This is a genomic window from Paenarthrobacter sp. TE3676, assembly GCF_056279165.1.
Window position 1 is genome coordinate 17,677 of the sequence record NZ_JBWBQU010000005.1, and the last position, 12,153, is coordinate 29,829.

Annotated in this window: 13 protein-coding genes; 9 read left to right on the forward strand and 4 right to left on the reverse strand. The window is 63.4% G+C overall.

From position 1 onward, the window contains the following. The first annotated feature begins 93 nt into the window (after positions 1–93). Positions 94–1,116 (forward strand): LacI family DNA-binding transcriptional regulator, encoded by a 1,023-nt coding sequence (locus ACZ881_RS12915; protein ID WP_476116019.1) that lies wholly within the window; start codon positions 94–96, stop codon positions 1,114–1,116. On the opposite strand, the gene ACZ881_RS12920 is transcribed toward ACZ881_RS12915, so the two are convergent. Together ACZ881_RS12920 and ACZ881_RS12925 are read right to left on the reverse strand one after the other, a co-directional pair. Continuing rightward, the gene (locus ACZ881_RS12920) at positions 1,107–1,538 is read right to left on the reverse strand and encodes a LexA family protein (RefSeq protein WP_476116021.1); all 432 of its coding nucleotides are present in this window, start codon (positions 1,536–1,538) and stop codon (positions 1,107–1,109) included. The genes ACZ881_RS12915 and ACZ881_RS12920 overlap by 10 nt on opposite strands. Positions 1,539–1,602: 64 nt before the next feature. After that, the gene (locus tag ACZ881_RS12925) at positions 1,603–2,199 is read right to left on the reverse strand and encodes a dihydrofolate reductase family protein (protein WP_476116023.1); all 597 of its coding nucleotides are present in this window, start codon (positions 2,197–2,199) and stop codon (positions 1,603–1,605) included. Between the two features lie 189 nt (positions 2,200–2,388). On the opposite strand from ACZ881_RS12925, the gene ACZ881_RS12930 reads away from it, so the two are divergent. The 5 genes from ACZ881_RS12930 (at position 2,389) to ACZ881_RS12950 (ending at position 5,146) form a co-directional block, all read left to right on the forward strand. Beyond that, a complete protein-coding gene (locus ACZ881_RS12930) occupies positions 2,389–3,276 on the forward strand; it encodes an FAD-dependent oxidoreductase (RefSeq protein ID WP_476116025.1) in 888 nt (295 codons plus the stop codon). Between the two features lie 115 nt (positions 3,277–3,391). Continuing rightward, positions 3,392–4,084 (forward strand): deoxyribose-phosphate aldolase, encoded by a 693-nt coding sequence (gene deoC, locus ACZ881_RS12935; RefSeq protein ID WP_091466199.1) that lies wholly within the window; start codon positions 3,392–3,394, stop codon positions 4,082–4,084. 52 nt (positions 4,085–4,136) lie between these two features. Continuing rightward, a complete protein-coding gene (locus ACZ881_RS12940; RefSeq protein WP_091466197.1) occupies positions 4,137–4,364 on the forward strand; it encodes a hypothetical protein in 228 nt (75 codons plus the stop codon). Between the two features lie 175 nt (positions 4,365–4,539). Further along, positions 4,540–4,758 (forward strand): hypothetical protein, encoded by a 219-nt coding sequence (locus ACZ881_RS12945; protein WP_476116029.1) that lies wholly within the window; start codon positions 4,540–4,542, stop codon positions 4,756–4,758. Further along, positions 4,736–5,146 (forward strand): hypothetical protein, encoded by a 411-nt coding sequence (locus tag ACZ881_RS12950; protein WP_476116031.1) that lies wholly within the window; start codon positions 4,736–4,738, stop codon positions 5,144–5,146. The genes ACZ881_RS12945 and ACZ881_RS12950 overlap by 23 nt, the downstream gene beginning before the upstream one ends. Before the next feature lie 12 nt (positions 5,147–5,158). Here ACZ881_RS12950 and ACZ881_RS12955 read toward each other — a convergent pair whose 3' ends face one another. Both ACZ881_RS12955 and mfd read right to left on the reverse strand, forming a co-directional pair. Next, positions 5,159–5,968: a metal-dependent hydrolase gene (locus ACZ881_RS12955; RefSeq protein WP_014921147.1), complete on the reverse strand. Its 810-nt coding sequence runs from the start codon at positions 5,966–5,968 to the stop codon at positions 5,159–5,161. A gap of 4 nt (positions 5,969–5,972) precedes the next feature. Next, positions 5,973–9,605: a transcription-repair coupling factor gene (mfd, locus tag ACZ881_RS12960; RefSeq protein ID WP_420180544.1), complete on the reverse strand. Its 3,633-nt coding sequence runs from the start codon at positions 9,603–9,605 to the stop codon at positions 5,973–5,975. Between the two features lie 109 nt (positions 9,606–9,714). Between mfd and ACZ881_RS12965 the strand changes: the two genes are divergently transcribed. Genes ACZ881_RS12965 through ACZ881_RS12975 form a run of 3 tightly spaced genes read left to right on the forward strand, consistent with a single transcriptional unit; the run spans position 9,715 to position 12,009 of the window. Next, positions 9,715–11,241: an SDR family oxidoreductase gene (locus ACZ881_RS12965; protein WP_476116034.1), complete on the forward strand. Its 1,527-nt coding sequence runs from the start codon at positions 9,715–9,717 to the stop codon at positions 11,239–11,241. Between the two features lie 47 nt (positions 11,242–11,288). Then, positions 11,289–11,786 (forward strand): DUF2505 domain-containing protein, encoded by a 498-nt coding sequence (locus tag ACZ881_RS12970; protein WP_054808943.1) that lies wholly within the window; start codon positions 11,289–11,291, stop codon positions 11,784–11,786. 1 nt (position 11,787) lies between these two features. Next, positions 11,788–12,009, forward strand: coding sequence for an SCO4848 family membrane protein (locus ACZ881_RS12975; protein ID WP_089594213.1), 222 nt, complete (start codon positions 11,788–11,790; stop codon positions 12,007–12,009). Positions 12,010–12,153: the final 144 nt, after the last annotated feature.

Here is a 12,153-nt window from a genome sequence, read left to right on the forward strand (position 1 = left end):
TCTGGATACAGACTAACGCGCGAAAGGCTTAAATGTAAGGTCAAACTAACAAATGTCTGGATTCGTGACTTACCGCCATGGGAGGATGAGGGCATGGTTATCGACCACCGCCATCGTTCGGCCACTCAAAGCGACGTCGCCAAGGAAGTCGGCGTCTCCCGGACCCTCGTGTCTTTTGCTTTCCGCGGTGCGCCGGGCGTCAGTGAGGAAACCAAGCAGGCGATCTTCGATGCCGCAAAGCGTCTGGGCTACCGACCCAACGCAGTAGCTGCCGATCTCGCACGAAAGCATCGGTCCGCCGTCGGGCTCCATCTCCTGGACATCCGCAACGAGGTCTACGCTGACATCCTCAGCGGCGTCCGCATGGCACTGCCCCAGGACGGCAACCGGCTCATCCTGAGTGTCTCCCGGTCTGTTGACGGCGAGGACCACGGCGCGCTGGAATCACTGATTGAGGCGCGAGTGGGGATAATCATTGCCGCCACCCTGCTGGATTCCGACGAACGGGTCCATGAATTGGCCAAGATCGTTCCACTGGTCAGCGTGACGCGTCCCGTGGATGGCGTGGACAGCGTCTATTCAGACGATGCCGCCGGCGCCCGCGCAGCCACCGAACACCTCATCAGGCTGGGCCACACGAGAATCGCCCACCTGGCGGGCCCCGTCTACGACGGCCATACGGTCCGCAGGCAGAGTTACGCACAGACCATGCGCGACGCCGGACTGAAGCCACTATTGCTCGAGGCCGATGACTTTACGCAGGACGCCGGACAGCGGGCGGCCGCCAGATTGCTCGCTATGACTGACCGGCCAACGGCAATATTCACCCACAACGACCCTCTCGCCCTGGGCGCCCGCGAGGCTGCGTACGCGCTGGGCCTTTCGTTGCCGTCGGAGCTTTCCCTGGTGGGATACGACAACTCGAGGACCTCCGGACTTCACGGCATCGACCTCACATCCGTTGACCTCCACGCTGTTGAACTCGGGCGGATTGCGGGAACCGTTGCCCTGGAACGCCTCAGCAATCCCGATGGGCCCGCCGCAGACAAGCGCCTTACACCGCAGCTCGTGGTGCGAAACTCGACAGCCCCGCCAGTTGGAAACAGTCAAATGTGATGCAGGCACGTGGTGGCGACACCCCAAATGGTCAACTCTGACATTGCAGGGACGCGAATGTCCGGATACTTGGGATTATCGGCCTGCAGGACTACGCCCGAGGACGTGACCCGTAGCCTTTTGATGGTCAGCTCGCCATCGAGGACAGCCACGACGACGGACCCGTCCTTGGGCTCCAGCGCGCGGTTGACGATCAACTCGTCACCGTCGCTTATGCCGGCGCCCTCCATGGACTCGCCGGTCACCCTCACTACGAAAGTGCTGGTGACATCCTTGATCAGATGCTCGTTGAGATCGATTCGACCATCAAAGTAGTCCTGGGCGGGCGACGGATAGCCCGCAGCCACCGGGATAGGCGCCAGCAGCACTGACATAAGGGAAAAGCCCGCATCTATCACGCGGGGGCCGACTATCGCGCCCACAACACACCTTTTATTCGAATATATGTTCGATAGTTCAGTGTACAGCCAGCGGCTGACATTTGGGCTAGCGGACCACCCGATACCGCACATGCGTCACCAGGCCAGTCCCGCGCACTTCTTCCTGTTCAAGCTTCAGGTCCCCCACGCCGTCGAGCAACCGCTCGCCACCACCCAGGACCATGGGTGAAATGTGGAGCCGCAGCTCGTCCATGAGCCCGGCCGATAGATACTGGCGGGCGGTCTGCGCTCCGCCGGCAATGGCTACGTCTTTGTCCCCGGCAGCTTCGCGGGCCTGCGCCAATGCCGATTCGATGCCGTCGGCGACGAAGTTGAAGGTCGTCCCGCCTTCCATCTCCAACGACTCACGGCGATGGTGGGTGAGCACGAAAACGGGTGCATGATATGGCGGTTCCTCGCCCCACCAGCCCCGCCATTCCGTGTCCCACGCCGCCGGTCCGGGCCCCGCAAACATGTTGCGTCCCATGATGAACGCACCAGCCGCGAGAATCCCTGCGATCTCCGGCGCATTCGTCTCCGGCTCTTCGAACATCCATCTGTGCAGGAGCTCGCCGCCGTCGCCCAACGGCTCCTCCACGCGCTGGTTGGGGCCAGCAACAAATCCATCCAGTGAAACAGTCAGATCGCACGTGACTTGGCTCATGCGCCCATCATGCCACCACGGCGGCCGGGGCAGAACGGTCCGCGCGCACAATGTGATCCACGTTATTACCGGCCGGTAAACAGCACGCTACGGATCGGCCATAGATGGCAACAGCGGCGAAACACCCGCGAAAAACCGGCCCCCTACGCTGATGATCAACAGCAGGTCACATGAGCGAAAGGGCCAAACATGTCCGCCATCCCGTCCGCACCTTCCCTCCACATCGTCATTGCAGGGGCAGGCCCCGCGGCCCAGGCTTTGGTGCGGCGACTAGCCGGAGCGTCCGAATCCCGGCAGCGCGCTTTCCACGGAACCATCACTGTGCTCAGTAACCGCGACGAGTGCCCGGACGCCCTGTTGGAACTCGCCGAACTCCCCCAGGTCTCGGTCCGCTTCGGGCAGGCGGCCAGCTTCATTGACGCCGATGCAAGGATTGTCACCACCGTGGATGGCATGGAATTCTCATACGACCAGTTGGTCATTGCGACCGGCTCGGCCCCGGCCCTTCCGCCGGTGCCAGGCGCCGAATCCAGCCTGAGTTACTCCACCATCGACGACGCCGCGAACATCGGCGAAGCGGTCAAGGACGTCACCCGCCTGGTGGGCCGCCGTCCCCTGGGAATCCTCGTTGGGAATGGACCGGCGGCGGGCCAGGCCGAGGCTGTGCTGCGTGCACGCGGGGTCCGCCCCGTCCGCACAACCCTCCGCCCCACCGCCGTCGTGCCTTCCGCCAGCACCGGCACGGGTGCGCAGGGTTCCATGCTGCCGGCCACCGGCATCCTCTTCGAAGACGGCAGCAGCATGAAAGGCGACCTGGTGGTACTGGCCGAGGAGCGCACTGCCCGCAACGACCTCGCCGAAAGCGCCGGGCTCACAACCGCTCCCGACGGCGGCATTTCGGTAAGTCGCGACCTCGCCACGTCCGTACCAGGCATCTGGGCGATCGGCGATGCCGCGTCCTGCGACGGACTACGGCTGGGCCTGCTTCTGTCCGCCGAGTCCTCTGCGATGCTGTGCGCCTCAGGCCTGCTCTTGAGTGCGGGCAGAGACGATCAGCAGGCGTTGATCGCGGCTTGACGCCCCCTTGGCGGCGGCCCCAGTGACCGCCGGCGCATGTGGCAAGATGGTCCTTTGACGGGCAGTGACAACCCTGCGGCCACCGGGCCGGCCACGCCCTGCACGGAAGGATCCCATGAGCAACGAAGCCGTCGCACCTGAAAATATCGCCTCCTACATTGACCACACATTGTTGAAGCCTGAGGCCAGCCAGGCCGACGTCCTCAAGGTGTGCGCCGAGGCAGTCGAGTACAAGTTCAAGTCGGTGTGCGTGAACCCGGTTTGGGTCAAGACCGTCACCAAGGCCCTCAAAGGTTCGGGCGTGCTCACGTGCTCGGTCATCGGCTTCCCCCTGGGTGCCACCCCCAGCGACGTCAAGGCTTTCGAGGCCCGCGGAGCCGTACTGGACGGCGCGGATGAAATCGACATGGTGATCAACATGGCCTCCGCCCGCGCCAACGACAAGGGCGCACTGGTGGACGACATCAGGGCCGTGTCCGAGGCAGTCCACGCCGGGGAGGCCATCCTGAAGGTGATCATCGAGACCTCCATGCTGACCGATGAGCAGAAGGTCATTGCCTGCGAAGCGGCCGTGGAAGCCGGGGCGGACTTCGTCAAGACGTCCACCGGATTCAATGGCGGCGGTGCCACCGTCGAGGACGTTGCCTTGATGCGCAAGACCGTGGGGCCGGAGCTGGGGGTGAAGGCCTCAGGTGGAGTGCGCTCCCTGGCCGATGCACAGGCTATGATTGCTGCTGGTGCAACACGTATCGGAGCGAGCTCCGGAATTGCCATTGTCAAGGGTGAACAGGGTTCATCCGCTTACTAAGGCTTCCGCTGCCGTCAGAGATTTTTGAGCCCTGCGGGGCGAGGAGGAATGAATGTCCAAGAACGCCACAAGCGCCCCCATTGAAAAAGAGAACAGCCTGGGCACCAGCATTGTGCTGTTCCTTGTCATGATCGTGCTCTTCCTGGGTGCCATCTACTCGCTGTCCTTCCTCACGCTCGATAACCCGTGGCCGATGGCCGTCTGCCTCGGCCTGTTCGCCCTGGCATTTTGGATCCCGCAGACCATTTTTGGCCGCTCTGATTCTGCCGGCGAAAGCTAAACCCCGCTGATGACGTTGAATGGCCCGGGCTCCCGCCTGGGCCATTCCTTTATGTTGGGCGTTTCCTTGGCGACCACGCTGTTTCTCACTGGGTGCCCTCAGCAAGCCGGATGCACCCCAACGCGTGGAAGCAGCCTCCTGCGAGGGCGTCTTCACCCTGGAACGCCCTTTGGTTATGAAGAGCAATGTATCCCTCAGGGGAGTCGGGCCAACCACCGTGCTGAAAGCAGGTCCGGACTTCCTTGAGTTTGAGCAGCCATTCGGCGGCCACCCCTTGATCACCACCAACGGCGCACAAAACGTCACCATCTCACAGCTCACGGCGGACCAAAACGGTGAAGAGCTGGATGGGAACCTTCCAGGACGCCTGCATGAGTACCTGCCAGGGAGCTGACGGAGACGACGGCCTCGTGGCCCAAGCCCTCGGCGCGTCAGTTCATGACGTGTCCTACCGAAACAATGACGTGCGGGGCGGATCCCACGGTTCGGGATTGCAGCTGGCCGTTGGCGGGCATGAAATCTACAACATCAGCGTGGATGGCAACCGCTTCCGGGGTTCTCCTGATGGCGTCAAGATCGGATACTACGACGGCGGCACCCCGGCGGTTCACGACGTAGCGGTCATAAACAACGAATTTTCCAATCTTCAAGGCCCGTGGCTCAATTTCCACGGCGACCTGGGCAACATCGTTGTGACGAATAACGTAACCTGCCAGGCCGGCACCATCATGATCGAGGACGCACCCGGAAACATTGTGGCCAACAACGGCACGAACTGCTGACCTGGACTCCCATCAGGGCAGTTGCACTACCCCGCCCAAGGCCGCCAGAACGCCGGGCCAATGCTGTTGCGCCAACGTCCACGCGGCGGCACCCATGCCCACCATGGCGTAACCGCTGACAGGGATAAGGACCAGCCATTCACGGCGGGAACCGGCCCGCCCCAGCAACGGGATGGAGAAAGCACCATTGGGACGCCAGATTCCCCGGATCATGGATTTTCGCAGGAACTTCGGGGGTTTGATGACGATGGGCCAGAGAAGCGGCACCCCGCCGACGGTAATCATGTCCCCCACTATGTGCACCACTACCCCGGTGAGCATGGACAGCGGCAACCAACCCCATTGATCCGGCGCAAACCACGTCACCAGGCCGGCCATCACCAAAGCGAACAGCCAGTTGGTAATCCAGCCGGACTTTGGAAACAGGTTCAACGCCTTGGCCGCCAGGTTGATCATGAACATGCACAGCAGCCCGGCTCCTATGGAGAGCTTGCCTACCGGCGTCACCATTTGGAACTGGGCCGCCATGGCTGCGAGCACCACAAACGCGGAAGCCCCCAACAGCGAGTGCGTCCCTTGGCGGTGCCCTCCGCTGGCTTTTTCGATCCCCACGGCAATCACATTGGACAGCGGCGGCAGCGAATTCGCGATGGTGCTGTGGCGGTGGTCCCAGTCGACCACCAAAGCAGTTCCCGCCGTCGCCATGGCGCCGATCAGGATTCCGGTGGAGTCCAACGGGTACCAACCCAGGGCGTACGGGCCTGTCGAGGCAATAGCAATCCACGCCGCGGCTCCCGACGCGGCGTGATGTCCTCCCATCATGCAGTTAGCCAGCCTTTACAGGTACTTCAGCGAAAATCGCTTCAATGACGTTATTGGCCCATTGCAGGATCTCGGCGTCCTGAAGATCGCGTCCGCCGATCCTGGCCGTCTTGGGCTTGGGAATCAGCACCGCATCCAAGGCTGGCTTAACTTGGGAACCCGGATACATGCGGTTCAGGCGCATGGTTTTGGACTCGGGCAGTTGCGCCGGCGAGAAGCGGATGAAGTTGCCCTGGAGTGCGACGTCGGACAGGCCGGCTTCGCGGGCACCCACCCGGAAGCGGGCCACGGCGATGAGGTTTTGGGCGGGCAGCGGCGGTTCGCCGTAGCGGTCCACGAGTTCGGCCAGGACTTCATCGATAGCCTCGTAGGTGATGGCTGAAGCCAGCTTCCGGTACGCTTCCAGGCGCAGCCGTTCGCCGGGCACGTAGTCGTGGGGAAGGTGGGCGTTGACTGGCAGCTCGATCTTCATCTCGGCGGCCTTCTCCTCGGCCTCGCCACGGTATTCCGCAACAGCCTCGCCCACGAGCCGGATGTAGAGGTCGAAGCCGACACCTTGGATATGGCCGGACTGCTCACCGCCCAGCAAGTTGCCGGCGCCACGGATTTCCAGGTCCTTCATGGCCAGCTGCATGCCGGCACCCAACTCGTTGTGGGCCGCCACGGCCTTGAGCCGCTCCAACGCCACTTCACCCAAGGGTTTCTCCGAGGGGTAGAGGAAGTAGGCGTAGGCCCGCTCCCGGCCACGGCCAACGCGGCCGCGGAGCTGGTGGAGCTGCGAGAGACCGTATTTGTCGGCCCCGTCCACAATCAACGTGTTCGCATTGGAGATATCCAGACCGGTCTCGATGATGGTGGTACAGACCAACACATCGAAACGCTTCTCCCAGAAGTCCACGATGATCTTCTCCAGGCGGCTCTCCGACATTTGCCCGTGAGCTACTTCAACCCGGGCTTCGGGGACCAGCTCGCGGATCTGCGCAGCGATGCGTTCGATGGACGAGACGCGGTTGTGAACGAAGAACACCTGTCCCTCGCGCATGAGTTCGCGTCGGATCGCGGCCGACGTCTGCTTGTTCGTGTACGGGCCCACGTAGGTCAGCACAGGGTGGCGTTCCTCCGGGGGCGTAGCCAAGGTGGACGTTTCGCGGATGCCGGTCAGTGACATTTCCAGGGTTCGCGGAATCGGCGTGGCACTCATGGCCAGCACGTCCACGTTGGTGCGCATCTTTTTGAGCGCTTCCTTGTGCTCCACGCCGAAGCGCTGCTCCTCGTCAACGATCACCAGGCCCAGGTCTTTGAACTCGAAGTCCTTGGACAGCAGCCGGTGCGTACCGATCACCACGTCCACGGCGCCGCTCTTAACGCCTTCAGCCGTCTCCTTGGCTTCCTTGCCGCTTTGGAACCGGGACAGCGGCTTCACTCGCAGGGGGAAGCCGGAGAAGCGCTCGGTGAACGTTTCGTAGTGCTGTTGCGCAAGGAGCGTGGTGGGCACCAGAACCGCCACCTGTTTGCCGTCCTGGACGGCTTTGAAGGCAGCGCGGACGGCGATTTCGGTTTTGCCGTAGCCCACGTCGCCCGAGACCAGCCGGTCCATGGGGATCTCCCGCTCCATGTCCGCTTTGACCTCGTTGATGGTGGTCAACTGGTCCGGCGTCTCCACATAGGGGAACGCTTCCTCCAGCTCACGCTGCCACGGGGTGTCGGGCGCAAAAGCGTGACCCCGGGAGGCCATGCGGGCGGAATACAACCGGATCAGCTCACCGGCGATCTCCTTGACGGCCCTGCGTGCCTTGGACTTGGTGCTGGCCCAGTCCGCGCCGCCCATCTTGCTCAGCGCCGGCGCGTCTCCGCCCACGTAGCGCGTCACCTGGTCCAGTTGGTCGGTTGGTACGAAGAGCCGGTCCCCCGGCGCGCCACGCTTGGACGGCGCGTACTCCAACACCAAATACTCGCGCAGCCCGGCATCGGAAGACGACGTTCCGGTTACCTTGCGCTGGATCAGCTCCACGAACCGGCCGATACCGTGTTGTTCGTGCACCACGAAGTCGCCCGCATGCAGTTGCAACGGGTCCACGGCATTGCGTCGCTTGGACGGCATGCGCCGCATGTCCTTGGTGGAGCTCGCTGTGGCACGGCCCAGCAAATCGGCTTCAGTCAGCAGGCCAAGTTTCAGTCCGTCCAGGACGAAACCACGTCCGACGGCGGCAGTGGTCACCTCGATGATGCCCGGCTGGGGCTCCTTATCCAGGGACTCCACGCGGGAACAAGGAATGTCTGCGTCATGGAACAGTTCGGCCAGGCGCTGGGCGGGACCGGGACCGTCGGTCACCACCACCACACGCCACTGCTCGCGGACGCGGGAGCCAATGAACTCCAGCATCTCGGCCACATCACCCTGGTAGCCACGAGGTTCGCGGGCGCGCATGTTGAGCACATCGATGTCCAGGACCAGGTCTTCATCCGAGGCGAGTGAGGTGATGGACCACCAGGACACGCCATGTTCCAAGGCGGCCGAGCGGGTGTCGGTGAGCGAACGGAAACTGGCGGCATGCAGGTCGGCGGATGCCTGGGACGAAAGGTCAAGGGGCGCCGCACCGCCGTCGGACGCCGTTGACCAAGCAGCTTCCAGGAACTCCTCGTTGGTCGCTGCCAGGTCGTGCGCGCGGGTGCGCACTTTCTCCGGTTCGATGACCACCGAAAGCGAGCCGGCCGGGAGCTGGTCCACAAACGGGACCATGGCATCAACCAGGACGGGGGCCAGTGATTCCATGCCTTCAACAGCGATGCCGCCCGCGATCTTCTCCAGCATGTCAGCCGCGGCAGGCATGTCGGCTTTGAGCTTGGCCGCCCGGGACATCACGGAAGCGGTGATCAGGATTTCCCGGCACGGCGGTGCGTGCAGTTCTGTGGGGTGGTGGATTCCGGGTGCGGACAGCGAGCGCTGGTCGGCCACGGCGAACCAGCGCATCTGGTCCACTTCGTCTCCGAAGAACTCCACTCGGATGGGATGGTCTTCGGTGGGTGGGAAGACGTCAAGGATGCCGCCGCGCACCGCGAACTCACCACGGTGGGTCACCATGTCCACGCGGGCATACGCGGCGTCGGACAGGGCCCTGACAACTTCCGTGAACGAACGCTCCTGCCCTACCTGTAGAGTCACCGGAACCAGGTCGCCCAAGCCGGCCACAATAGGCTGGACCACGGCGCGGACCGGGGCCACCACCACGCGCAAGGGGGCCGCCGTCGAGCTTTCAGGGTGTGTCAGGCGGCGCAGGACGGAGAGTCGGCGGCCCACAGTGTCGGAGCGGGGCGAAAGCCGCTCATGCGGGAGGGTCTCCCAGCTGGGGAAAGTGGCCACGGACTCCGCGGGGAGGTAGGAGGCGAGCGCCGCGGTGAGGTCCTCGGCTTCACGGCCGGTGGCGGTGACGGCGAGGACCACGGGAGCGCCCGCGCCATCGGCAGCAGCGTCAGTCAGCGCATCGGCCATTTCGGCGAGCAACACGGCACGCATGCCAGTGGGAGCGCTGATCTGGTAGTCGGCGTTCCGGTCGCTGAAGGACCGCTGTGCCTCCGTACGAACGCGCGCAAAAGTCTTGTCCTCCGCCAGTGCGCGGCGCAGACCGTTGAGGCTCATGGCAGAAACTCCTAGGGTGGGTCCAAGGGCAGGCAACACAAATGCCCGGAAATTCAGATGAATGCCGGGTCATTCCAGCCTACCTCTACCCCCAGCCACAGGAGTTCCTTTGCAGCCTTCGGAAGCTACGCATTCCAATACCCCGCAGGACACCAAGACGGTGCTGGTCACCGGTGCCACGGGCTACATCGGCGGGCGGTTGGTCCCCCGGCTCCTCGAAGCCGGTCACAGGGTCAAGGTCCTGGTCCGCACACCACAGAAGATTGCCGATGTTCCCTGGCACGATCAGGTTGAGATCATCCAGGACAGCCTGTCCGATGCCGGCAGCCTGGCGACCGCCCTGACCGGCGTGGATGTCCTCTACTATCTGGTCCACTCCATGGCCTCGGGCAGCGGATTTGAAGCCAAGGAAGAATCGATGGCCAGGCTCGTGGCACGTGCAGCCACGGATGCGGGCGTGGACAGGATCGTCTACCTTGGCGGCCTGCACCCCGAAAACGCGGAACTTTCCATCCATATGCGCTCCCGCGAGACCGTGGGCCGGGTGTTCCTCGAGTCTGCGGTTGACTCCATCGTGTTCCAGGCCGGTGTGGTGATCGGTTCGGGTTCGGCGTCTTTCGAGATGATCCGCCACCTTGCTGAGACCCTGCCGGTCATGCCTGCGCCAAGCTGGGTTAATAACCGTGTGGAGGCCATCGCCGTCCGCGACGTCCTCCACTACCTTGTGGCCGCCGCCGCACTCCCGGAAAAGCTGAACCGTTCCTTCGACGTCGGTTCCAGGGACGTCCTGAAGTACAAGGACATGATGAACGAGTACGCCGTGGAGCGCGGGCTCCCCCGGCGGCTGGTGGTCGCGCTTCCGGTGCCTGCTCCCAAGCTCGCGGGTTTGTGGGTAGCCCTGGTGACTCCCATTCCGTTGTCCATGTCCCTCCCCCTGGTGCAGTCCCTGCAACACGACGCCGTGTCGCGGGAGCACGACGTAGACGATTACATTCCACAGCCCGACGGCGGCCTGACTCCTTACCGGCGCGCCGTCGCCTTGGCGCTGGGCAAGGAACGGGACGGACAGGTTGAGACGACGTGGGCGAACGCGGGCATTGACGCCGACCCCCTGCCGAGCGACCCCGACTGGGCCGGCTACAAGGTATTCCTTGACGAACGGACCTTCCACAGCGAGGCCAAGCCGGAGTACGTATGGACCATCATTGAGGGCATCGGCGGCAAGAACGGCTGGTACTCCCTTCCACTGGCTTGGCGGGTGCGGGGTTGGCTGGACAAGTTGCAGGGTGGTGCAGGGCTCTTGAGGGGTCGCCGGCACCCGAAGACCCTGAACACAGGTGAAGTGGTGGACTGGTGGCGTGTGGAGGCCATTGACCGCGGGCACCTGCTGCGATTGCGCGCCGAGATGCGGGCTCCCGGCGGCGCCTGGCTGGAGTTGGCAGTAGAGCCCGATGGTGACGGCAGCCTCTATAAGCAACGCGCCATTTTCTTCCCGCGCGGCCTGGCTGGAAGGCTCTACTGGCTTGGCGTGTACCCCTTCCACGGGTTCATTTTTCCCTCAATGGCCCGCAACATTTCTGCCGCGGCCACTACCCTCCAGGAGGCCGGTTCAAGCGTGTCCACCGAGACCCCGTAGGATGTTGGGAGCTAAAAAGCTTCACCACAACCATCCACGGAGGACCCATGGCCCTGAGTGCATCCACCACCCTGCCCCACAGCGTTGACCGCGTAGCTGCCGTCTTCGTCAACGAAGATTTCCTGCGTCACACCAGCGAATACGTGGGCGGCTCCTTGGAATCGTTCACCGTCGACGGCGACACTGCCGGCGCTTTCACCACCACCACGGTTCGCACGCTGCCCACCACGCGCCTGCCGGATATCGCCCGCAAGTTCGTTGGCGAAACCCTCAAGGTGACCCAGACCGAGAAGTGGGAAGCCCCGGCTGCCGACGGTTCACGGTCCAGCACGATTGCCTTGAAGATCTCCGGCGCTCCGCTTGATGTCACCGCGGTCCAGCGCCTGGTGGCCGAGGGCAGCAGCACCCGGATCGAGCTCGAAGGCAATGTGACCTCCTCGGTTCCGTTCCTCGGTGGCAAGATCGCTGATGCTGCCGAGCCCATGGTGGGCAAGGCTTTGGGCATTCAGTCGCAGCAGGCGCAGGCCTGGCTCGAAAGCCACTAGCGTGGAGATCCCCGCAATCCTGGCGGTCGTCCTGATCGTTGCCGGTGTCTGGTCCTTGGTGGTGTGGCCGCAGTTCCTTAAGCGCGTCATGAAGGACCCGCGAGCCCGCGACGCCGCCGGGAAGGCCACCAAGTTCCTCACGGTCCACGTTGTGCTGGTCACCATCTCCATGGTGCTCGGACTCGCGACGGCGGCCATCGGAATCGCGGGCCTGGTCGCCTAAGTTTCACCCAACTGAGTAACAGCAAACGCTCCACTGAGCCCTCATTGGAACGTCTGCTGCTACTCAGTTGGGTAAGATGGATAGTGGTGTGCCGGGAAGTCTGGTCGGCGGTTCTTTTGCAGTACCCGCAAATGCCCGCCCACT

Excerpts from the sequence above, each read along its gene's own strand:
- ACZ881_RS12915 (WP_476116019.1), top strand. The coding sequence starts at position 94 with ATGGTTATCGACCACCGCCATCGTTCGGCCACTCAAAGCGACGTCGCC.
- ACZ881_RS12925 (WP_476116023.1), bottom strand. The coding sequence starts at position 2,199 with ATGAGCCAAGTCACGTGCGATCTGACTGTTTCACTGGATGGATTTGTT.
- ACZ881_RS12930 (WP_476116025.1), top strand. The coding sequence starts at position 2,389 with ATGTCCGCCATCCCGTCCGCACCTTCCCTCCACATCGTCATTGCAGGG.
- deoC (WP_091466199.1), top strand. The coding sequence starts at position 3,392 with ATGAGCAACGAAGCCGTCGCACCTGAAAATATCGCCTCCTACATTGAC.
- ACZ881_RS12940 (WP_091466197.1), top strand. The coding sequence starts at position 4,137 with ATGTCCAAGAACGCCACAAGCGCCCCCATTGAAAAAGAGAACAGCCTG.
- ACZ881_RS12945 (WP_476116029.1), top strand. The coding sequence starts at position 4,540 with ATGAAGAGCAATGTATCCCTCAGGGGAGTCGGGCCAACCACCGTGCTG.
- ACZ881_RS12950 (WP_476116031.1), top strand. The coding sequence starts at position 4,736 with ATGAGTACCTGCCAGGGAGCTGACGGAGACGACGGCCTCGTGGCCCAA.
- ACZ881_RS12955 (WP_014921147.1), bottom strand. The coding sequence starts at position 5,968 with ATGATGGGAGGACATCACGCCGCGTCGGGAGCCGCGGCGTGGATTGCT.
- mfd (WP_420180544.1), bottom strand. The coding sequence starts at position 9,605 with ATGAGCCTCAACGGTCTGCGCCGCGCACTGGCGGAGGACAAGACTTTT.
- ACZ881_RS12970 (WP_054808943.1), top strand. The coding sequence starts at position 11,289 with ATGGCCCTGAGTGCATCCACCACCCTGCCCCACAGCGTTGACCGCGTA.